Here is a 21,247-nt window from a genome sequence, read left to right on the forward strand (position 1 = left end):
AGTGCCAAACGTTGGAGTTTTTGGTCAGATAATGCGGCTTTCAGGGCCCTCAGGCGGCGTTATCTGACCAAAAACTCTTCAGGCGCGGGTCAGGCTGGTTTCGGGGACACCGACGCGGCGGACGCGACTCCGGGAGCCAGGAACCGCTTGCCGTTGACCCGCTCTGAGGCGCCCACCCGGTCCAGGTACGGCGTGATGCCGCCCAGGAACATCGGCCAGCCCGCGCCGAGGATCATGCAGAGGTCGATGTCTTCAGGACCGGCCACCACACCGTCGTCCAGCATCAGCCCGATCTCCTCTGCCAGGGCATCCTGGACACGGCGCAGGACGTCGTCCCCGCTGGACGGCGACGTGCCGAAGGACATCAGCGACAGCGTGGACTCCGGGATCTCCTGGGAGCCGTCGGCCGCCGGGGCCCAGAGCGATTTCACGCCGTTCTCGATCAGTTTCTGCAGGTTCGTGGACACGGCGAAGCGGTCTCCGAAGGCGGCGTGCAGGGACTCCTGGACATGCTGCGCCACTGGCAGGCCCACCATGGCACCCAGCGTGAACGGGGTCATCGGCAGGCCCATGGGCCGCAGCGACGTGTCGGCAACGTCGGCAGGGGTTCCTTCGTCGAAGGCAGCCGTCACTTCGCCCATCAGCCGCAGCAGGATCCGGTTGACCACAAAGGCCGGCGCATCCTTGACCAGGACCGCGCTCTTCTTCAGGCCCTTGGCGAGCTCAAAAGCGGTGGCCAGCACGGCGTCGTCGGTCTTGGGCGCGCGCACGATTTCGAGCAGAGGCATCACGGCCACCGGGTTGAAGAAGTGGAAGCCCACCAGCCGTTCCGGGTGCGCGAGGTCTTCGGCCATGGCCGTGACGGACAGCGAGGACGTGTTGGTGGCGAGGATGCACTCTGGGGAGACGATCGCTTCCACCTCGGCGAAGACCTGCTTCTTGACGTTCAGCTCTTCGAAAACAGCCTCGATGACAAAGTCGGCGTCCGCGAAGGCCTCCTTGGAGACCGATCCCGTGACCAGCGCCTTGGTGCGGTTGGCTGCGTCCTGGCTGATCCGTTTTTTGCCGAGGAGCTTGTCCACCTCGGCGTGGACGTAGCCCACGCCCTTGTCCACGCGGGCCTGGTCGATGTCCGTCATCACCACGGGGACCTTGAGCTGGCGGGCGAACAACAGGGCCAGCTGGCTGGCCATAAGGCCCGCCCCCACAACGCCGACCTTGGTGACCGGACGGGCGAGCTTCCGGTCCGGGGCGCCGGCAGGGCGCTTGGAACGCTTCTGGACCAGGTCCAGGAAGGCGTAGACGGTGGCGCGGAACTCGTCTGTCTGCATCAGACCGGCGAGGGTTTTGCACTCGAGGGCGGCGGATTCTGCCTGCGACATGGTCCGGTTGGCTTCGAGGATGTCCAGGACCTTGGCCGGGGCAGGGGAGGCGTTGGAGGTCTTGGCCTCCACGAATGTCCGGCCGGCGGCGACGGCTGCGGACCAGCGCCCGGCAACAGCGGAATCAGCAGGGTCCACGGCGTTGGCCCGCTCCGGGACCGTCTCGCCGGTGATGACCGTGGCCGCCCAGGCGAGCGACTGTTCCAGGAAGTCTGCCGGTTCGAACAGGGCGTCGGCGATGCCCAGCTGGAAGGCCTGTGGCCCGTTAAGCGTCCGATTGTTGCTGAGCGGGTTCTCGATCATCACCCTGACCGCGTTCTCCGGCCCGATCAGGCGCGGCAGGATGTAGACGCCGCCCCAGCCGGGGACCAGGCCGATGAAGGCCTCCGGAAGCGCCAGCGCACCGGCGCCGGTGGATACCGTTCTGTACGTGGACTGCAGGGCGATCTCCAGGCCGCCGCCCAGGGCAACGCCGTTGATGAACGCGAAGCTGGGGACGCCGAGGTTGGCCAGAGTGGCATAAACGTGATGCCCGAGCTGCGCCATCCACAGTCCATGATCGCGGTTCTCCAGCGACTTCACTGCGGACAGGTCGGCGCCGGCTACGAGGAAGTAGGGCTTGCCGGTCACGCCTACGCCAACGATCTCGGCGCGGGCCGCACGCGCTTTCAGGCCCTCGAGGACCGTGCCCAGTTCCACCAGGGTATTGGGGCCCAAGGTGGTGGGTTTGGAATGATCCAGGCCGTTGTCCAGGGTGATCAGCGCGAACACCCCAGGGCTCTGCTGGCCGGGGGCAGCTGGCAGCGTGATGTCCTGGACGTACGAGTGGGTGATGGTTTCGTCGGGGAAGAGTCCGGCAAGCTTGGTGAAATCGGCGGCGCTCATGCGGCGGCTCCTTCGGTGGTTGCTACTGTGATTGCTTCGTGGTCGTCTGCTGCGACGGCACCGCTGTAATCGGCGTGACGCGGGTTTTCCCAGATGACAGTGGCGCCCATGCCCAAGCCTATGCACATGGTGGTGATCCCGTACCGGACGGAGGGGTCTTCTTCGAACTGCCGGGCAAGCTGGTTCATTAGCCTGACCCCGGAGGAGGCGAGGGGGTGGCCCACGGCGATGGCGCCGCCGTAGCGGTTGACCCGGGGGTCGTCGTCGGAAATTCCAAAGTGGTCCAGGAAACTCAGGACCTGCACGGCAAACGCCTCATTGATCTCGAAAAGTCCGATGTCCTCAATGCTGAGGCCGGCGTTCTTCAGGGCCTTTTCGGTGGCGGGCACGGGGCCGATGCCCATGACCTCCGGTTCGACGCCGGCGTAGGCGTAGCTGACCAGCCGCATCTTGACTGGCAGGCCCAGTTCCGCAGCCACTTCCGAGGAAGCGAGGACGGCGGCCGTGGCGCCGTCGTTCAGGCCGGCCGCGTTGCCTGCCGTCACGCGGCCGTGGGCGCGGAACGGCGTCCGCAGGGCCGCCAGGTCCTCGAGCGTGGTGCCCGGGCGGGGCGGCTCATCGACGCTGTTCACCGTCCAGCCCTGTCCCGGCTTCAGGGTAGCGACCGGAACGAGGTCGGGCTGGATCTGGCCCTGTGCGTAGGCGGCTGCGAGTTTGTCCTGCGAGGCAATGGCGTAGGCGTCCGAGCGTTCCTTGGTTATGGCGGGAAAACGGTCGTGCAGGTTTTCGGCCGTGTTGCCCATGTTCAGGGCGGCGGGGTCAACCAGGCGCTCGGACATAAAACGCGGGTTTGGATCGGCGCCGGAGCCCATCGGGTGGTTGCCCATGTGCTCCACTCCGCCGGCGATCACGACGTCGTAGGCACCGAAACCGATGCCGCTCGCCGTTGTGGTGACTGCGGTCATGGCGCCGGCGCACATGCGGTCGATGGCGAATCCGGGGACGGTGCGGGGGAGCCCTGCCAGAAGGGCGGCCGTGCGGCCGAGGGTCAGTCCCTGGTCGCCTGTCTGGGTGGTGGCGGCAACGGCGACTTCGTCGATCCGGGCCGGGGGCAGGGTGGGGTTGCGGCGCAGAAGTTCGCGGATGCACTTCACCATCAGGTCATCGGCACGGGTTCCGGCGTAGATGCCTTTCTCGCCGGCCCGGCCGAAGGGTGTGCGGACGCCGTCAACAAAAACGACGTCGCGGACAGTTCGCGGGGATCCGCTGCTTCCGTGGTGGCTCACGTTTACTCCTCATCGAGACGTTGGCGCCGTCCGGAGGCCAACGGGCAGCGCTCGGCAGGACGGCAGTGCACACCATGTTACTCGTCAGTAACATGGTGTGCAAGGCTCGGTGAAGGGGCGTTTACTCCGGCGCCGCGGTTGCCTTGACTTCCTTGGACGGCAGCGGTTGCGGGTTGAGGAACGCGTCCGTAAGAAGCGGTGCCACCACGCCGATCTGCCATTCGCGGGCACCGAGGGTGCGCAGGTCAGCGGACACTGCTTGTTCGGTAATGTCCGACGGCGGACGCCACGCCACGCGGCGCAGGAAGTCCGGCGTCAGCAGGTTCTCCACGGGAAGGTTCAGTTCCTCCGCCTTCGCCTGCAGCAGGGGGCGGGCAGTGGACAGGCGTGCCGCGGCCTCGGGGTCGCGATCGGACCACACCCGCGGCGGGGGCGGTGCGTTGGTTGGCAGGTGCAGCGGCGGGAGGTCCTGAAGGTCGCGGGCAGCGGCGATGCACCGGAGCCACCGGGGTGCCTCACGCTGAGCCGCACGGCCGTGGAAGCCCTTGGTGCCGAGCAGCTGGGGAACGGTGGACGGCATGGCTTTGGCGGCGGACACCAGTGCGGAATCGGGGATCAGCCGGCCCGGCGCCACATCGCGCTTCTGTGCCAGGGAATCGCGCTCCAGCCACATTTCGCGGACGGCCGCCAGCTGGCGCCGGTCGCGGATCTGGTGCAGGCCCGATGTCTTGCGCCACGGGTCAACCCGGGGCGGGGCCACTCCGGCGGCAAGGATCGCGGCAAATTCCTGCTCTGCGTAGTCCAGCTTGCCGTCGGCCTGCAGCAGCTCGATGAGTTCTTCGCGCAGGTCGGTCAGGACTTCCACGTCCAGGGCGGCGTAGCGCAGCCATGGCTCGGGGAGGGGTCGGGTGGACCAGTCTGCGGCCGAATGTTCCTTCGCCAGGCCAAAGCCGAGCAGTTGTTCGATAACGGCGGCCAGGCCAACTCGGGGCAGTCCGGCCAGCCGGGCAGCGAGTTCCGTGTCAAAGAGCCTGTCCGGCCACATGCCCAGCTCGAGCAGGCAGGGCAGGTCCTGGCTGGCTGCGTGCAGGATCCATTCCACCCCCTGTAGCGCATCGTTGATGATGGACAGGTTCTCGAACGGTTCAGGATCGATCAGCCAGGTGCCGGAGCCTTCGCGCCGGATCTGCACCAGGAACGCGCGCTGGCCGTACCGGAATCCCGAGGCCCGTTCTGCGTCAACCCCTGCGGGACCTGTTCCGGCGGCGATGGCTGCCGCACACCGCTCCAGGCCGGACTGCGATTCGATAACCAGCGGCACGCCGTCGCGCGGTGCATTGAGGTCAATGACTACGGGGACCTGGCTATCGAAGCCTTCCACCGTGATGTGGGGAGTCGTATCAGCAGCCGGAGCGCCGGCCGTGGTGTTTTCCGGAATATGAGGGGTCATGATGCCTTCAGTTTACCGACAAGGGACAGCCCTAGTTCCGGCGCCGGCGCGGAAGGGCCTCGACGCCGTCGGGCAGAGGGGGGAGGCCGGCGAACGTGCAGACCATGTCGGACCACGCCTCCAGATGGGCAGTGACGTCCGAAGACGCCGGAGTCCAGGAGGCGCGCAGCTCGATATCGATCGACCCGGGCCGGCCGGAAAGTGTTCCAAAGCTCTCCGAGAGGACCCGCGTGGCGGTCCCGCCGGCCGCCCGGTACGGGGCCTCGTGATTCTCCAGGGCCTCCACCAGCCAGGTCCAGGCGACGGTCCCCAGCATTTCGTCGTTGCCCATTTCGGGCTCAAGTTGGGCCCGGATGTAGGTGACAATCCGGAATTCGCCGTCCCAGACTGCTGAGCCGTCGGGGTCGTGCAGCAGGATGAATCGGCCAGTGGCCAGCTCGGTGTCGTCGTCGTCCTCGGTGCCGGACGCCGCGGCCAGGGCCATGGCGGCAGGTCCGTGGACGGGCGTGGTGCCGCTGCCCGCTCCGGATGCCATGACTTCTGCCCCGAGTGCCACTGCGAACGGTGCCAGGCGCGCCGGGGCGGGAATTTCCGCCAGGCGCAGCTCACCCCGGCATTGGGCCTTCCTGAGGGTTCCCAAGGCGTGGAGAAATTCCTGGGGAACCTGGGCTAGTGCGTTCACCTTCGCAGATTACGCAACAGCAGGGGGCTCGCAGTGCAGGCTCGCCGTGGGCCGGTCCATGCTATCCGGCTTCCGTGCCCGCGTGGTGGGCCGCAAGTTCCCGTCGGATCGCGGCCACAAAGGCGTCGACATCGTCTTCACTCGTGTCGAAGGAGCACATCCAACGGACCTCGCGGGCGGCTTCATCCCAGTCGTAGAACCGGAAGGACTCCCGCAGCCGGTCAGCTACTCCGGCAGGCAGGACGGCAAACACGCCGTTGGACTCCGTCTTCTGCGTGGGATCCACGCCCTCGATTGTGTCCACCGCGGTGCGGAGGCGGGCGGCCATGGCGTTGGCGTGCGACGCCGAACGGAGCCACAGGTCGCCTTCCAGCAGGGCTATGAACTGGGCGGACAGGAAGCGCATTTTGGAGGCAAGCTGCATGTTCATCTTGCGCAGGAATATCAGGCCGTGGGCCGCTTCGGGGTTCAGGGCAACCACCACTTCGCCGTACAGCAGTCCGTTCTTGGTGCCGCCGAAGGAGAGGATGTCCACGCCGGCGTCGCGCGTGAAAGCCCGCAGCGGCACGTTCAGGTGCGCAGCGGCGTTCGCCAGCCGGGCGCCGTCCATATGCAGTTTCATGCCTTTGGCGTGTGCATGATCGGCGATCGCCCGGACTTCATCCGGGGTGTAGCACGTGCCGAGCTCGGTGGTCTGGGTGATGGACACGGCAAGCGGCTGCGCCCGGTGTTCATCGCCCCAGCCCCACGCCTCGCGGTCAATCAGCTTCGGTGTCAGCTTGCCGTCGGGGGTGGGGACATGCAGGAGTTTGATGCCGCCGATCCGTTCCGGAGCACCGTTTTCGTCCATGTTGATATGCGCCGTCGAAGCGCACACCACAGCACCCCAGCGCGGGAGCAGCGACTGCAGGGACAGCACGTTGGCCCCCGTGCCGTTGAACACGGGGAAACATTCGATGCCGGGGCCGAAGTGCTCCTCCATCAGACCCTGCAGCCGGGCCGTGTAGTCGTCTTCGCCGTAGGAGACCTGGTGGCCCTCGTTGGCGGCCGCGAGAGCGGCCAGGACCTCGGGGTGCACACCGGAGTAGTTGTCCGATGCGAAACCGCGGACGGACGCGTCATGCAGCCGGGCTGCGGGAATTTCAAGCCGGGGGGCGGCATCTGCCGTTGTCATTGCTTTGCTCACGTTCTCAGTCTAGGGAGGTCGGGTCCGGCCGGTCAGGCGCCAGTATGCAGAGGGGAGTTGCGGTCAGGGATTTTGCGGTCACGGGGTAAGGAGCAGGCGCCGGCCGTTCAGCTCGGCTGCCGGGCGGCTGAACAGTCCGACGACGGCGGCGGCCAGGTCCACGACGTCGGTGGCACCGGGGAACGTCCGTTCCGGGTGCGCCGTCCGGAGTTCCGCGTCCACCAGCGCTTTCACCACCAGGACGACGGCGGCGCCGCGCAAGGCGGTGCCGTCATCCGCGGCCCCGCGGCCCAGTCCCTCCGCCATCGCAAGCGTCCAGGTCTCGGCGGCGGCCTTCGCCGCCACGTAGCTGGCCGTCGTGGCAGTGGGCTTGTCCACCGCGGTGGAGGACACCATGGCAAACCGTCCGGTTCCGGCGGCGGCCAGGTCGGCGTAGAAGGCCCGGGAGACGTTCCTGAGCGTGGTGATGGCGCCGCGCTCCAGGAAGTCCCAGTCGGCGTCGCTCTGGTCCGTGATGCCCTTGGCACCACGCCAGCCGCCCACGAGGTGGATGACTCCGTCCATCGCTCCGGCGGTGCCCGCCAGGGCCGTCCGGAGGCCCTGGACGTCAGCGGGATCCGCGAGATCGCACACCAGGGGAGTGACGCCGTCGCCCGCTTTTGTTGCGGCGGCATCGATGCGCGTCCTGTCCGAGCCGACCGTGAAGACCCGGAACCCCGCCTGGCGCAGGGCCCGGGCCACCGCGATCCCGGACGGTCCGCTACCGCCGGTGACCAGGACGTTCAGCCCTGGGGTAAGGTCCGGAGCACGGACAACGCGCGGGCCGCCGGGTTCGCTCACAGCGCGGACGCTCCGGTAATGCCGGCAGTGGATTCGATGACCGGTCGCATTTTCTTCTCCAAGGCTTCGTAGAACATGGACAGCGGAAATTCGTCATCCAGCACCTGGTCCGTCAGGCCACGCGGCGGACCGGCAACCGGAAGCGCGTCGGGACCCTTGGCCCAGATTGATGCAGGGTTGGGCGTGACTGTGGCGGAGATCAGCTGGTACGCGGCAAGCCAATGGGCCATCTTTGGCCGGTCAATGGAGCGCCAGTAGAGCTCGTCGATCGAGGCGCCGAGGGCGATCACCGCGTCCGCCACCAGGTCCCAGTCGATGCTGAGCCGGCTGTCGGTCCAGTGCAGGGCGTGGTGCTGGTGCAGCCAGGCGAAGAGCAGCTGCCCGCCGAGGCCGTCGTAGTTGCGCACCCGGTTGCCGGTGATCGCGAAGCGGAAGATCCGGTCGAAGATGATGGCGTACTGCACCAGTTTCGCGTGCCGGCGTGCTTCCGGCTCGGCGTCTTCGTCGTGTTCGATCCTGACCGATTCGCGGAAGGCTGTGAGATCGCAGCGAAGTTCTTCGAGCGAGTACAGGAAGTAGGGCATCCGCTGCTTGATCATGAACGGGTCAAAGGGCAGGTCGCCGCGCATGTGGGTCCGGTCATGGATCAGGTCCCACATCACAAACGTGGCCTCGGTCAGTTCCTGGTCGGCCAGGAGTTCCGCGGCGCCCGCGGGCAGGTCCAGGGAGGTGATGTCCGCGGCCGCGCGCAGGACCCTCCGGAAGCGGGCAGCTTCGCGGTCCGCAAAAATGGCGCCCCAGGTGAACATGGGTGTTTCCCGGACGGCCACGGTTTCGGGGAACAGCACCGCCGAGTTGGTGTCATAGCCGCGGGTGAAGTCCAGGAACCTAATCGGCACAAACAGCTTGTTGGAATAGTCCCCTGCCTCAAGGCCGGCCACAAAATCGGGCCAGATGACCTCGATCAGCACGGCCTCCACCAGCCGGCTGGTGCTTCCGTTCTGGGTGTACATGGGGAAGATGACCACATGCTGCAGGCCATCCCGGCGCTGCTGTTGGGGCTGGAACGCCAGCAGCGACGCCAGGAAGTCCGGCACACCGAAGCCCGTTTTGGCCCACGCTTGGAAATCAGCGACGACGGCGTCAAGGTAGGCCGCGTCATGCGGGAACAGCGGTGCCAGTTCGGTGAGCGACTCTGTAATCTCGGCAACTTCGGCCGCTGCGGCTGGGTGGTGGCCCGCGTCGGGTACGGAGCCGTCCTGGATCTGCAGCTCCTGCAGGGACTCGGCGGCGCTCCGAAGGCGGAGCCAGGCGGGATTTTCGGCGGTGATCCTCGGTGGGGCGCCGGTCACGGTGACGGTCATGGTGCGACTGCCTTTCTCATTGCTTGGGGCATCTACGGTGAGCGTAGCAAGCAACCAGAGTCCCTAACTCAAATAGAGCCTGAGCATAAGAGACTCTCGGGCTCGAGGCGCCCCGTGGGTCCGCCAGACATAGGCCGAACCACGGCTGGCGGACTCAGGACTCCGTGGATTCTTCCCCGGCACCCCCGCGCGGCACCAGCTTCAGGGACGCCGAATTAATGCAAAAGCGCTGGTCCGTGGGCGTTCCGTAGCCCTCGCCTTCAAACACGTGGCCCAGGTGGGAGTCACAGTTCCCGCACCGGACCTCCACCCGCTTCATACCGAGCGTACGGTCGTGGATGTAGCGGACGGTGCCTTTGGCGAGCGGTGCCCAGAACGACGGCCAGCCGCAATGCGAGTCGAATTTTTCGTTGCTCCTGAAGAGCTCGGTTCCACAGGCGCGGCATTGGTAGACACCCTCCGTATGGGTGTCCACATACTCTCCCGTAAAGGGGCGCTCCGTACCCGCCTGCCGCAGCACGTGATACTCCTCCGGCGTGAGTTCCTGCCGCCACTCGGCGTCGGATTTCCGGTATGCAGGTTCCGCAGCGACTCCGTCGGCGGCCGGATCCGGGACCGAATCCGTGGCCTTGTTGTCGAATATGTTCTTACCAAAGATGCTCATATCAGCTCAACGCTCAGGAGTCGCCGATAAATCCCGAACCGGCGTACAGGTGGAGCACGGGGAGCCCTAGCTGGTCCTGGGCCTTGTTGGCCCAGTCCGTGTGGAACGTATCCGCCACTGCGTGCGGACGGGTGACCACCACCGCCTGGGCTGCGCCAAGCTCCTTGACCTTGGCCACGAGGCCGTTGACGGCTCCACCGTCCACCACCTCGCCTGTGACTCCTGCGCCCAGCCCCGCCAGGGCAGCCAGCGAGACGGCCAGCGTCTCCGCAGCCTCTGCCCGTTCAGCGGAGGGGTCCGGGGCGTGGGCGGTCAGTTCGCGGAACGCTTTAGCGACGTCCAGCAGGGAGAGATTTTCGAGAAAATCCACCAGCAGATGCCGTTCAGTGTTTCCCGGAACCAGCAGGACAAGGGGCGTGTCCTGCCCGTCCACCAGTCGTTCTATGTTGACGCGGTCGTCCGCGCCTAGGGGTTCTTCGGTCAGGATGACGATTGGATCGCTCATGGCATCAGCCTAGTCGTGCGTACCGGCGCCTGCATCCATTTGGGGCCGCATGGTGGTTGTGGTCTTATACGCGCGGAGTCCTCGGGGCCGGCAGAATTCCGGCGCCACGGGCCGGACGGAATATGGTCAACCCGCCTGCGGCAGTAAGAATGGTTCCATGGCACCTTCCACGCGCACCCCCACGTTGACGGCGGCAGTTCCGATCCAGGCTGACGGCCGTATGTCGCAGCGCGCCAAATGGGCGCTCGGCGGCGTCATTGGCGGCGGGGCGCTTGCCGGACTGCTGGCCACAGGGTCCTCCGCGCTGGCCCTCTATTTTGCCAGGCGTGTGATTACTCCCGTCCGGCAGCGGACGGCGGACCAGGAAGTCCTCGCTGTGCTCCGGGAAGGCGGCGGCCGGCAGGTCATCCTGACAGCAACTCCGGAGACCACAGTGGAGGGCGTCTATGGGTTGTTTTTCGACGGCGGCAAGGGGCACGCCCGGATCGGGCGGATTGTGTCCTATTCGCCGGCGGACGGCACGGTGCTGCGCGAAGTGGAAGCCGTCTATGCCGGCGATCTCGATACGGCCCGCCGCGGATGGTGGAGCGGTGCGCTTTACCCGGATCCCGCCACCGCCGGCTTTACGGCCGAGGACGTGCTGATTGAGGTCGACGGCGGCACGGCACCGGCATGGCTGGTCCGGGCCGGCGGGACGTCCAGGACCTGGGCAATCATGGTTCACGGCCGCGGGGCCACCCGCCAGGAGGCCCTCCGGGCGGTCGGCCCCGCCCTCGAACTGGGGCTCACCAGCCTGCTTGTCTCGTACCGAAATGACGGGTTGGCACCATCGGCCGAGGACGGCAGGTACGGCCTGGGCTCCACGGAATGGCATGACGTGGAGGCCGCCATTGAGTTCGCCCTGGCCAACGGCGCAGAGGAAATTGTTCTCTTCGGCTGGTCCATGGGCGGCGCCATCTGCCTGCAGACGGCCGATCTCTCGCCGCACCGTCACCTGATCCGGGCCATGGTCCTGGACGCGCCTGTCATCAACTGGGTCAATGTGCTGGCCCACCACGCGCAGATCAACCGTATTCCGTCCCTGGTGGGCCGTTATGGGCAGCTGATGCTGGGCCACCCCGTGGGCCGGAGGCTCACCGGTTTGGCCGCACCCGTGGACCTCAAGGCCATGGACTGGGTGGCGCGCGCCGTGGAAGTCCGGACGCCCACCCTGATCATCCACAGCGTTGATGACGAGTATGTTCCCTATGAACCCTCCGCCCTCCTGGCCGAGCGGAATCCGGACATGGTCACGTTCGAGACGTTCAATCACGCCAGGCACACGAAGGAATGGAACGTCGATCCCGGGCGCTGGGAGAACCTGATCAAGGCGTGGCTTCGGCCCCAGTTGGCTCCGCGTCTCAATCCCGGGCAGAACCGCTAAGGCGTGCGGGTGCCGATGGCGGCTGTCACCGCGGACGTCAGCCGGATGAGGTCCCCCGGCGCAAGCTCGACGTCCAGACCACGCTTACCACCGGAAACCAGCATCGTTCCCAGATCAAGGGCGCTGCTGTCCACCACGGTGGGCGATGACTGCCGCTGGCCAAGCGGCGAGATCCCGCCGAGGACGTAGCCGCTGCGGCGTTCCGCAACTGCGGGGTCTGCCATCGAAGCCTTCTTGGCACCCAGGGCGGTGGCGAATGCCTTGAGGTCAAGGTTTCCGCTGACCGGGACAACCCCGACAGCCAGCCGGCCCTCCACGTCGACCATGAGGGTTTTGAAGACCTTTTCGGGAGCGATGCCCAGGGCCTCGGCGGCTTCCATTCCGTAGCTGGCCGCGGTGGGATCGTGGGCATACGGATGCAGCACAAAGGGAACGCCGGCTCCAGCCAGTGCGGCTGTGGCCGGCGTTCCGTTTGAAGAACTCTTGCGTGCCAAAGCGTTCAGTTCCCTGTCAGGGGATCAGGACACGGGCCGGGAACCAGCAGCGACCTTGCGCTTGATCCGTCCCAGCATGGCGGTCATGCCGCGCATCCGCAGTGGCGTGATGGCCCTCGTCAGGCCCAGCAGCTCCGGCATGTCGTCCGGCACACCCAGGATTTCGGCGGCGCTGAGTCCGTCGAGTCCCTCATGGAGCACACCGGCGAAACCCCGCGTGGTGGGGGCTTCCGGTGGCGCCTTGAAATAGAGCCGAATGGCGCCGGCCGGGCCGGCGTCGTTCTTTTCCGTCTCAATAGCAAGGAACAGCGGCGACTGGCATTCCACCACCTGCTCCAGGAGTTCGGGGTGGTCCTTCAGCCGGTCCGGCAGCTCCGGCAGTTCGCGCGAGAACTCCAGCAGCAACTGAAGCCGGTCAGGTTCGGTCAGGGCCTGGAAGTCGTCAACGATTTCCGCCAATGCGGCGGGCAGGTCATGTGTAGTCATCTGTTCCAGTTTACGCCGGGACCGTGCCGCGTTCGGTGCCCTTCGCGATCGGAACCCGGACGGCGTTGCCCCACTCGGTCCAGGAACCGTCGTAGTTCCGGACAGTTTCAAAACCCAGCAAGTACTTGAGCGCGAACCAGGTGTGGCTGGAACGCTCGCCGATGCGGCAGTACGCCACCACGTCATCGCCAGCGGTCAGGCCGGCCTCGCCCAAGTAAAGGGCTTCGAGCTCTTCCCGGCTGCGGTACGTGCCGTCCGGTGCGGCGGCGCGTGCCCAGGGAATGGATGCTGCCGTGGGAATGTGGCCGCCGCGGAGCGCACCTTCTTCCGGGTAGGCCGGCATGTGGGTCCGCTGGCCGGTGTATTCCTCGGGCGAGCGTACGTCGATCAGAGGCTTGCCGAAATGTGCCAGCACATCGTCCTTGAACGCGCGGATGGGGGCGTCGTTGCGCTCCACCAGCGGGTAGTCGCCGGGCGCCGGGGCAGTCCGGTCCGTGGTCAGGTCGCGGCCCTCGGCGATCCACTTGTCCCGGCCGCCGTCGAGCAGCCGGACGTCCTCGTGCCCGAACAGGGTGAAGACCCAGAGGGCATAGGCCGCCCACCAGTTGGACTTGTCCCCATAGATGACAACCGTGGTGTCGCGGGAGATGCCCTTGGCAGCGGCCAGGGCCGCGAAGGCCTCGCCGTTCACGTAATCGCGCGTCACTTCATCGTTAAGGTCCGTGTGCCAATCGATTTTCACGGCTCCGGGGATGTGGCCGGTCTCGTAAAGGAGGACGTCCTCGTCGGACTCGACCACCACAAGCTTTCCATCCGCAAGGGCGCCGGACTCAAGTGCGGCGGCAAGCCACTCGGTGGATACCAGACGCTCCGGGTTGGCGTAGGCGGCGAACTTCTCGTTTTGTTCAACTGCGTAGGACATGGTGTTGGCCTTTCACTGAGACACAGGGCGGATCTGCTGAAGAAGGAAAACCTGCCTCCCACCCTAGCCACGGCCGGCCGCCCTGTCCGTCACCTTGTTAACAGTGGGAAATATGGCCTTCGTCACGCCATGGCCCCGTGCCGGCCGGATGGCGGGGGGCGCCCGGGCCATTGCCGGTATTCTTTCTGGGGACAACCCACCAGCAGAACGGACCACCTTGGTACAGATCGAACAGCTTGCCGCCCGCACTCCGGCGGTTTCGGTGGATGAGCTCCTCAAAGGGTTTTATCCGTCCCCACGGTTTGGCCAGGTCTCCTTTGCCAGCTACCGGCCGGACCCGAACCAGCCGTCCCAGACGGCGGCGGTCAAGGCCCTGGAAGCGTTCGCCGGGGGAGTTGGAGCCGGTGACGGTGACGGCCTGTTCAAGAAGCTCTTCACCAAGAAGGTCGCAACCAGGGCGGGGATCTACCTCGACGGCGGATTCGGCGTCGGCAAAACCCACCTCCTGGCTTCGCTGTGGCATGCCGCGCCGGGCCCCAAAGCCTTTGGCACGTTTGTGGAATACACCAACCTCGTGGGGGCACTGTCCTTCCGCAAGACTGTTGAAGCCCTGAGCCACTACAAGCTGGTGTGCATTGACGAATTCGAGCTGGATGATCCGGGCGACACAGTGCTGATGTCCCGTTTGATGCGTGAGCTGGCCGACGCCGGCGTCAAGCTGGCTGCGACGTCCAACACCCTGCCGGGTTCGCTGGGTGACGGCCGCTTTGCCGCCGTCGACTTTGCCCGTGAAATCCAGGTTCTGGCGGACCAGTTCGACGTCATCAGGATCGACGGCGAGGACTTCCGCCACCGTGGCCTGCCAGACGCTCCGGCACCGCTGAAGAACAGCCAGCTCGCTGCGCAGATGAGGGCCGAGTTCGACGGCAAGACCGTGGCGGAGGACGAATTCAGTTCACTGATCGGCCACCTTGCCGGTGTCCATCCGAGCCGTTACCGGCAGCTCATCGACGGCATCGACGGCGTCGTGTGGCGCAATGTGGAGACCATCACCGAGCAGGCCGTGGCGCTTCGGTTCGTAGTGTTGGCGGACCGGCTGTACGACAAGGATGTGCCCATCCTGGCCAGCGGCGTCCCCTTCGACAAGCTCTTTACGGACGAGATGATGCACGGCGGGTACACCAAGAAGTATTTCCGTGCGGTGTCCCGCCTGACCGCACTGGCCCGCGAGGGCCAGAACCACGAGCCGTCCTAGGCATCGGCCGCGGAGGCCGGGCCGCCAGTTAAACGACAAAGGCGCGGGTGCCGCCTCCCGGCGGGACCCGCGCCCCCTTGACGTGCTAGGGCAATGCCCTGGCCAAATCCTTGTTACGGAGCCTTGTCAACCGGCGGAACCGGGGTGACTGGCGGAGCCTGCTCGGTGGCAGGTGCATCGCCGGGTGTTCCGTCATTTGCGTCAACGAATTTGGAAGCGCCCTCCTGGACTTTGTCCACGTGACCGGTGTACTTGCCGCCAGTCTTTGAGTCGACGAAATCGCCGGCTTTCGTGATGCCGTCCTTGATGGCCTGCTCGTTGCCGCGGATGAGACCCTGAGCCTTGCCCTTAAGATCGTCAATCAGTCCCACGAGCACCTCCCTTCAATCGCGGAGCCAGTTGGCTCCTCCGCAACCGATCCTAGACCTGTCTGCAGGGCGTGCCAAGGGCTGTGACAAATGCTGTAAAGTCGCGGCCGGCCTTTTCGGGCAACAAAAAAGCAGCTCACGGGGAGCTGCTGTGTGTGGGCGATACTGGGATCGAACCAGTGACCTCTTCCGTGTCAGGGAAGCGCGCTACCGCTGCGCCAATCGCCCGGAACCGGAAGCCCGGCCATTTCGGATTTATTACTGGGGTAGAGAGCGGACGACGAGATTCGAACTCGCGACATCCACCTTGGCAAGGTGGTGCTCTACCAGCTGAGCTACGTCCGCGTATGAAGTACAGCCCGGCGGGTGGCCTGGCGTACTGCATGAAGCAAGTTTCCTTGCTTGGTGGGCGATACTGGGATCGAACCAGTGACCTCTTCCGTGTCAGGGAAGCGCGCTACCGCTGCGCCAATCGCCCATTTCGTCCGGCCCGAACCGGAATCCATGGTTTTCACCGAGGTGGGTACGGGATTCGAACCCGTGTGAACGGCTTTGCAGGCCGCTGCCTCGCCTCTCGGCCAACCCACCGTGTAAGCTCCGATTTCGAAAAACCTTTGCCGTGACAGTGTCCTGCGAGCGGACGACGAGATTCGAACTCGCGACATCCACCTTGGCAAGGTGGTGCTCTACCAGCTGAGCTACGTCCGCATTTGGGCCGCAGAATCCCTGCCGTTTCGGGCATTTCCTCGCGTTCCAACGAGTAAGAACTCTATAGGAGGTTCATTGATTCTCCAAATCGAACGTGCCGCAACGGCGGAAATGCCCCTGGATCCCTGCAATCTAGGGGATTTTTCTAATTACAGGCGTGTAATTCGAGGCTGGTCCCGGCTCGATTTCCATAAACCCCGCCGGGTCGGCTAGCATTCAAAAGCATCGGGGCGATTGGCGCAGTGGTAGCGCGCTTCGTTCACACCGAAGAGGTCACTGGTTCGAACCCAGTATCGCCCACCGAGGAATCTGGTCCGTTTCCGCTCAGCCGAGCGGAAACGGACCTTTTTTGTGTGTGCGCCATTCTGTCAGCCCCCTGTGAAAGAGTCTTGGTATGACTGATCCACTCCTTGCCCACGCCACGGAATACGGCCGGATGTATGCGCGGTCCACCTCCGAGCAGTTTTCCGTTCCGTCCATTACCACCGTCATCGGCCAGCAGCCGCACGGACTGGACGGCTGGTTCGGTTACATGGGGGCCAGCAGCCTGGCGAAGGATCCGCTGCTGGCCGATTGCCTGGGCAGTCCGGCGAAAATCCGGCAGGCCGTCAACCGGGCCTCCAAGGCAGCGGAAAAATACCGCGACGAAGCAGCCAAGCGCGGTGACCGCGTCCATAACTACTGCGAGCAGGTTGCGCTCCGTGCCCTGGGCCGGCCCCACACCATGAGGGAAACGCGCGAGGCCCTGGCAGCCAATGGCGAGGAAGGCTTTGCCCTGCGGTTCGATGAATGGTGGGAGCTCTACGGGGTGGAGCCCATCGCCCCGGAGATCACCGTCTGGAACAAGTCAGTGGGCTACGCGGGGACGCTGGACCTCGTGGCCAAAATCAACGGCCGGATCTGCGTCATTGACTACAAGACCAAAGGCACCACGAGGGACGGCACCGTCAAGCCGCTGGACGACAAAGTGGTCATGCAACTGGTGGCGGGCATGAAGGCCGAAGAAAGCCTTGTGGATGCCGTGGCCGGGGAATGGGAGCCCTGGAAGTACGGCGAGAACCCGCTGCTGCTGGCTGTGGCCATCGGTGAGACGGAAGTCCGTCCGGTCCGCGCCAACCCCGACGTCCTCAAGCACCACTGGTGGAAGTTCTGCGCCCTGCGACGGGTCTGGGAGCTGTCGGCCGATACGCTCGCCGCCGGTTCCGCGCTTCTTCCGGTTGCTCCGCCCGTCTCCGCGCAGGCCCGCAGCGCCTAGCGGGGCACGCATGTCCGGAGTCCGCCTGTCCCCAGTCCCGCGACTGGTGCCCCTGCACCTAAACTGGATAGGTTCGCCATTAACGCCCACCGTGAGGAAAGACAGCACATGGCCATTCTGAATATCCGCATCATTGGTGATCCCGTGCTCCGCACAGTGGCCGATCCCGTGACGGAATTCGGTCCTGAGCTCGCCAAGCTGGTTGCGGACATGACGGAAACCATGGAGGACGTCGACGGCGCCGGCCTCGCTGCCCCGCAGATTGGCGTCAGCCAGAGGGTCTTCACCTACCGGATCGACGGCGTGGAGGGCCACATCATCAATCCGGTCCTGGAAAACAGCGAGGACTTCCAGACGGACCACGTTGAAGGTTGCCTGTCGATTCCTGGCCTGGCGTTCCCGGTCCGGCGTTTCCGCGCCACCCGCGCCACTGGCGTCGACCTTAACGGGAATCCTGTCGCTGTGGAGGGGGAGGGCATGCTGGCCCGTTGCTTCCAGCACGAGACGGACCACCTGGACGGCATCCTGTTCACCGACAGGCTGGAAGGCGTGGACCGGAAGACGGCGCTGCGCTCCATCCGCAATGCAAACTATGACGCCATCACGGAACGCACGACGACGAAGCGCGCCAAGACGGTCGGGTCCAGTTTCGGGGGCGCCAGCTTCGGCGGCGGCACCACCACATGAGGGTACTCTTTGCCGGCACCCCCGCCGTGGCGGTCCCCTCCCTCGAGGCCCTGATTGCGGCCGGCTTTGACATCGTTGCGGTCCTGACCCGTCCCGACGCGCCGATAGGGCGCAAACGGGTGCTTACGCCGTCGCCCGTTGCAGCCCGCGCTGTCGAGCTGGGAATCGACATCATCCACGCCACCCGCGTGGACGAGGCCGTAACGGCGAAGATCGAAGCGGCCAAACCTGACGTTGCTGCCATCGTGGCCTACGGCGGCCTGATTCCGCGCGCCGCCCTGGATGTTCCCCCGCACGGTTGGATCAACCTGCACTTTTCTTTGCTTCCCGCGTGGCGTGGCGCTGCCCCCGTGCAGCGGGCAGTGATGGCCGGCGACGACGTCACAGGTGCTGTCACCTTCCTGTTGGAAGAAGGTTTGGACACCGGCCCGGTCTTAGGAACGCTGACCGAGGGCGTTGGCCCGCAAGACACCGCCGGAGCACTGCTGGAGCGGCTGTCCCACAGCGGGGCTGTGCTCCTCGCCCAGACGCTGTCCGCCGTCGAGGCCGGGAGGGCAGCTGCGCAGCCGCAGGTCGGCGACGTTTCGCTGGCCCCCAAACTGACCATCGATGACGGCCGGCTCGACTGGAAGCAGCCCGCCCTGGCGATCGGCAGGCGCGCCCGCGGCGTAACCCCCGAGCCGGGTGCCTGGACCACCCTGGACGGACAGCGCGTCAAACTCGAACCCGTCCGGCTCCGGCCCGGTGACATTGACCTGCAGCCCGGCGCGGTATTCCTCGACGGGAAGAGCGTCCTGGTGGGCACCGGATCCCATGCCGTGGAGCTTACGAGGATCCAGCCTTCGGGCAAAAAGATGATGGCCGCCGCCGATTGGGCGCGTGGCATGGCAACACTGGAAAGCGTGGTCTTCGAATGAGCGAATCCGGCGGTAATGCAGGCGGCAGGGGCGGCAGCGGAAGCGGCGCCCCAGGCGGCGGACGGGGCAACAGCGGGCGGGGCAAGGGCGGGCCACGAGACTCCAGCCAGCGCAACGCCCAGGGCCGCGAACGTAACCGCCCCTCCCAGCGGAGCTTCACCGAAAACGCCCCGGCGCAGCGGACCCGCCGGGCGGACCCGGCGAGGCTGGTGGCTTTTGAAGTCCTTCGCGCGGTAGCCGCCGAGGACGCCTATGCCAACCTGGTCCTCCCGTCCCGCATCCGCCATCACGGCCTGGACAAGCGCGACGCCGGCTTCGCCACCGAGCTCAGCTACGGGGCCTTGCGTGGCCAGGGCACCTACGATGCCATCCTGGCCCGCTGCGTTGACCGGCCGCTGGACCAGCTTGACCCGGCCATTCTCGACGCCCTGCGGATCGGCACCCATCAGCTGCTGGCCATGCGCGTCCCGGCCCACGCCGCCCTGGATCAGACCGTTGGTCTGGCCCGCGCCGTTATCGGCGCCGGACCCTCCGCCCTGATCAATGCGGTGCTGCGGAAGGTCACGGCGCACACGCTGGCGGAATGGCTGGAGGCCCTTGTCGCCGGTGAAAGCGACGAAACCACCATCGCGTCCCTTCGCTACGCCCACCCCGAATGGATTGTCCGGGCGATGCGCCAGTCCTTGGTGGCCCACGGGCGGTCAGCGACCGAAATCAACGACCTGCTGGAAGCCGATAACGAAGCTCCGGTGGTCAACCTCGTTGCCCTGCCAGGCCTGGGCAGCCTGGATGAAGCCCTGGAAGGCGGGGCCACACTGGGTGAACTTGTTGAAGGCTCGGCGCTCTCCAGCGGCGGAGACCTGGGCCGGCTCGCCTCCATTCGGGAGGGCAGCACGCGCGTCCAGGATGTCGGCTCCCAGCTGGTGGCCCGAGCAATGGCCGCCGTCGACCTTGGTACCGGCAGCGACGGGTCAGGCGAACGCTGGCTCGATCTCTGCGCCGGTCCCGGCGGCAAAGCCGCGCTGCTCGGCGCCCTCGCCCGCCAGCAGGGCGCGACCCTGCTGGCTAACGAGCCCGCACCGCACCGCGCCAAGCTGGTCAGGCAGGCTTTGGCCGCCGTTCCGCACGAGATCTGGCATGTTCGCACCGGCGACGGCCGCGAGGTCGGCACGGAGATGGCGGAGAGCTTTGACCGTGTACTCGTCGACGCGCCCTGCACCGGGCTCGGCGCCCTGCGCCGCCGCCCGGAGTCGCGCTGGCGGCGCACCCCCAAGGACCTGACGGACCTCGGACCGCTGCAGCGCGAACTGCTCAAGTCCGCGCTTGCTGCTGTCAAGCCCGGCGGCGTTGTGGCCTACGTGACGTGCTCACCGCACCCCGCAGAGACCACCGCCGTCGTCAGCGATGTGCTGCGCAAGCGCGACGACCTCGAACTGATCGACGCCGGCGCTGTGCTGGACGGCGTCAGCCTGACGGGCCACCTGGACGCCGGGCACGAACACACCGCGCAACTCTGGCCGCACATCCACAGCACCGATGCCATGTTCCTGGCCCTCATCCGGAAGAAAGGCTGACCCGTGAAAAGTTCCCCCATCCCGCAATGCTGCATCAACCCCAGCATCCTGTCCGCCGACTTCGTCAACCTCGAAGCCGAACTGCAGCGCATCAGCAACGCTGACGCCGTGCACGTGGATGTTATGGACAACCACTTCGTCCCCAACCTCACCTTGGGCCTGCCCGTGGTCCAACGGATCCAGGCGGTCAGCCCCGTCCCGCTGGACGCCCACCTGATGATCTCCGACGCCGACCGCTGGGCGCCGGGGTTCGCCGACGCCGGGCTGGCCTCCGTGACTTTCCACGCTGAGGCCTCCATTGCACCGGTCAAACTGGCCCGCGAACTGAGGGCCCGGGGCTCCAAAGCCGGCATGGCACTGCGCCCTGCCACGGCCGTGGAACCCTACCTGGACATGCTCGAGGAACTGGACATGCTCCTGATCATGACCGTGGAGCCGGGGTTCGGCGGCCAGGCGTTCCTGGACTTCACCCTGCCCAAGATCCGCAGGGCCCGGGCAGCCATTGACGGCTCCGAAATCAATGTCGCTATCCAGGTGGACGGCGGCATTACCGAGGAAACCATTCTGCGGGCGGCCGACGCAGGCGCGAACGTCTTTGTGGCGGGTTCGGCTGTTTACGGCGCGGCGGACCCGGCTGCAGCCATCGGACGGCTCCGCGAAGCCGGCAGCATAAAATTACGTGCTGCGTCCGCGGAATAGTCGGGGACACCTTGTGGTTATGGCACAATAGCAACACACATTACGTGCTCCGGGGTCGGTGTAAGTCCGAACCGGCGGTGATAGTCCGCGACCCGCGAGCCGGCGCTTTCCCCTTCAGGGAAGGAACCGGCGGACGGTTGAACTGGTGAAATTCCGGTACCGACAGTTAAAGTCTGGATGAGAGAAGCACGTACAGCTGTATCTGCGGCGCCCTT

The 21,247-nt window shown here is 66.0% G+C and carries 20 protein-coding genes, 6 tRNA genes and 1 riboswitch; of the genes, 8 read left to right on the forward strand and 18 right to left on the reverse strand.

Annotated features, from left to right (window positions below; all coding sequences use genetic code 11):
* Positions 1–89: 89 nt before the first annotated feature.
* The 9 genes from FYJ92_RS07555 to FYJ92_RS07595 form a co-directional block, all read right to left on the reverse strand.
* Positions 90–2,267: a 3-hydroxyacyl-CoA dehydrogenase NAD-binding domain-containing protein gene (locus tag FYJ92_RS07555; RefSeq protein WP_185263296.1), complete on the reverse strand. Its 2,178-nt coding sequence runs from the start codon at positions 2,265–2,267 to the stop codon at positions 90–92.
* Positions 2,264–3,553, reverse strand: a complete 1,290-nt coding sequence (locus FYJ92_RS07560; RefSeq protein ID WP_185263297.1) for a thiolase family protein — start codon at positions 3,551–3,553, stop codon at positions 2,264–2,266. The genes FYJ92_RS07555 and FYJ92_RS07560 overlap by 4 nt, the downstream gene beginning before the upstream one ends.
* Positions 3,554–3,674: 121 nt before the next feature.
* Complete coding sequence (locus FYJ92_RS07565) at positions 3,675–5,003, reverse strand: ribonuclease D (RefSeq protein ID WP_185263298.1); 1,329 nt, start codon at positions 5,001–5,003, stop codon at positions 3,675–3,677.
* A 31-nt stretch (positions 5,004–5,034) separates the two neighbouring features.
* Positions 5,035–5,685: a DUF3000 domain-containing protein gene (locus tag FYJ92_RS07570; RefSeq protein WP_185263299.1), complete on the reverse strand. Its 651-nt coding sequence runs from the start codon at positions 5,683–5,685 to the stop codon at positions 5,035–5,037.
* A gap of 61 nt (positions 5,686–5,746) precedes the next feature.
* A complete protein-coding gene (locus FYJ92_RS07575) occupies positions 5,747–6,859 on the reverse strand; it encodes a low specificity L-threonine aldolase (protein ID WP_185263716.1) in 1,113 nt (370 codons plus the stop codon).
* Between the two features lie 90 nt (positions 6,860–6,949).
* Positions 6,950–7,711: an SDR family oxidoreductase gene (locus FYJ92_RS07580; RefSeq protein WP_185263300.1), complete on the reverse strand. Its 762-nt coding sequence runs from the start codon at positions 7,709–7,711 to the stop codon at positions 6,950–6,952.
* Positions 7,708–9,075, reverse strand: a complete 1,368-nt coding sequence (locus FYJ92_RS07585; protein WP_185263301.1) for a DUF6421 family protein — start codon at positions 9,073–9,075, stop codon at positions 7,708–7,710. The genes FYJ92_RS07580 and FYJ92_RS07585 overlap by 4 nt, the downstream gene beginning before the upstream one ends.
* A 154-nt stretch (positions 9,076–9,229) precedes the next feature.
* A complete protein-coding gene (gene msrB, locus FYJ92_RS07590; protein WP_185263302.1) occupies positions 9,230–9,739 on the reverse strand; it encodes a peptide-methionine (R)-S-oxide reductase MsrB in 510 nt (169 codons plus the stop codon).
* Positions 9,740–9,752: 13 nt separating this feature from the next.
* Positions 9,753–10,244 carry a hypothetical protein gene (locus FYJ92_RS07595; protein ID WP_185263303.1) on the reverse strand — a complete coding sequence of 164 codons (492 nt, stop codon included), beginning with the start codon at positions 10,242–10,244 and terminating at the stop codon, positions 9,753–9,755.
* A gap of 157 nt (positions 10,245–10,401) precedes the next feature.
* Between FYJ92_RS07595 and FYJ92_RS07600 the strand changes: the two genes are divergently transcribed.
* Positions 10,402–11,667, forward strand: a complete 1,266-nt coding sequence (locus FYJ92_RS07600; protein WP_185263304.1) for a S9 family peptidase — start codon at positions 10,402–10,404, stop codon at positions 11,665–11,667.
* Here the strand turns inward: FYJ92_RS07600 and ybaK are convergent.
* Genes ybaK through FYJ92_RS07615 form a run of 3 tightly spaced genes read right to left on the reverse strand, consistent with a single transcriptional unit; the run spans position 11,664 to position 13,569 of the window.
* Positions 11,664–12,161, reverse strand: coding sequence for a Cys-tRNA(Pro) deacylase (gene ybaK / locus FYJ92_RS07605; RefSeq protein WP_185263305.1), 498 nt, complete (start codon positions 12,159–12,161; stop codon positions 11,664–11,666). The genes FYJ92_RS07600 and ybaK overlap by 4 nt on opposite strands.
* 24 nt (positions 12,162–12,185) lie before the next feature.
* Positions 12,186–12,647: a SufE family protein gene (locus FYJ92_RS07610; RefSeq protein ID WP_185263306.1), complete on the reverse strand. Its 462-nt coding sequence runs from the start codon at positions 12,645–12,647 to the stop codon at positions 12,186–12,188.
* A gap of 10 nt (positions 12,648–12,657) precedes the next feature.
* On the reverse strand, positions 12,658–13,569 hold the full coding sequence (locus FYJ92_RS07615) for a sulfurtransferase (protein WP_185263307.1): 912 nt from the start codon (positions 13,567–13,569) through the stop codon (positions 12,658–12,660).
* Positions 13,570–13,786: 217 nt separating this feature from the next.
* Between FYJ92_RS07615 and zapE the strand changes: the two genes are divergently transcribed.
* Positions 13,787–14,824, forward strand: coding sequence for a cell division protein ZapE (zapE, locus tag FYJ92_RS07620; RefSeq protein WP_185263717.1), 1,038 nt, complete (start codon positions 13,787–13,789; stop codon positions 14,822–14,824).
* A 113-nt stretch (positions 14,825–14,937) separates the two neighbouring features.
* Here zapE and FYJ92_RS07625 read toward each other — a convergent pair whose 3' ends face one another.
* The 6 genes from FYJ92_RS07625 to FYJ92_RS07650 form a co-directional block, all read right to left on the reverse strand.
* A complete protein-coding gene (locus tag FYJ92_RS07625) occupies positions 14,938–15,195 on the reverse strand; it encodes an antitoxin (protein ID WP_185263308.1) in 258 nt (85 codons plus the stop codon).
* A 153-nt stretch (positions 15,196–15,348) separates the two neighbouring features.
* A tRNA-Val gene (locus FYJ92_RS07630) sits at positions 15,349–15,420 on the reverse strand.
* Between the two features lie 44 nt (positions 15,421–15,464).
* Positions 15,465–15,537: transfer RNA gene (locus tag FYJ92_RS07635), tRNA-Gly, on the reverse strand.
* 58 nt (positions 15,538–15,595) lie between these two features.
* Positions 15,596–15,670, reverse strand: a tRNA-Val gene (locus tag FYJ92_RS07640).
* Positions 15,671–15,709: 39 nt separating this feature from the next.
* A tRNA-Cys gene (locus FYJ92_RS07645) sits at positions 15,710–15,780 on the reverse strand.
* 47 nt (positions 15,781–15,827) lie between these two features.
* Positions 15,828–15,900, reverse strand: a tRNA-Gly gene (locus FYJ92_RS07650).
* Positions 15,901–16,128: 228 nt separating this feature from the next.
* Between FYJ92_RS07650 and FYJ92_RS07655 the strand changes: the two genes are divergently transcribed.
* The 6 genes from FYJ92_RS07655 (at position 16,129) to rpe (ending at position 21,032) form a co-directional block, all read left to right on the forward strand.
* A tRNA-Val gene (locus FYJ92_RS07655) sits at positions 16,129–16,200 on the forward strand.
* Positions 16,201–16,294: 94 nt separating this feature from the next.
* Entirely contained in the window at positions 16,295–17,155 is an 861-nt protein-coding gene (locus FYJ92_RS07660) for a cytochrome (RefSeq protein WP_185263309.1), read from the forward strand.
* A 108-nt stretch (positions 17,156–17,263) separates the two neighbouring features.
* Complete coding sequence (gene def, locus FYJ92_RS07665; protein ID WP_185263310.1) at positions 17,264–17,842, forward strand: peptide deformylase; 579 nt, start codon at positions 17,264–17,266, stop codon at positions 17,840–17,842.
* Entirely contained in the window at positions 17,839–18,759 is a 921-nt protein-coding gene (gene fmt, locus FYJ92_RS07670) for a methionyl-tRNA formyltransferase (protein WP_185263311.1), read from the forward strand. The genes def and fmt overlap by 4 nt, the downstream gene beginning before the upstream one ends.
* Positions 18,756–20,333, forward strand: coding sequence for an RsmB/NOP family class I SAM-dependent RNA methyltransferase (locus tag FYJ92_RS07675; RefSeq protein WP_185263312.1), 1,578 nt, complete (start codon positions 18,756–18,758; stop codon positions 20,331–20,333). Before fmt ends, FYJ92_RS07675 begins: the two co-directional genes overlap by 4 nt.
* 18 nt (positions 20,334–20,351) lie before the next feature.
* Positions 20,352–21,032: a ribulose-phosphate 3-epimerase gene (gene rpe / locus FYJ92_RS07680; protein ID WP_185263718.1), complete on the forward strand. Its 681-nt coding sequence runs from the start codon at positions 20,352–20,354 to the stop codon at positions 21,030–21,032.
* A gap of 40 nt (positions 21,033–21,072) precedes the next feature.
* A riboswitch (FMN riboswitch) is annotated at positions 21,073–21,226 on the forward strand.
* The last annotated feature ends 21 nt before the right edge of the window (positions 21,227–21,247 follow it).

Origin of the sequence: Pseudarthrobacter sp. NBSH8 (assembly GCF_014217545.1) — a bacterium.
Lineage (GTDB): Bacteria > Actinomycetota > Actinomycetes > Actinomycetales > Micrococcaceae > Arthrobacter.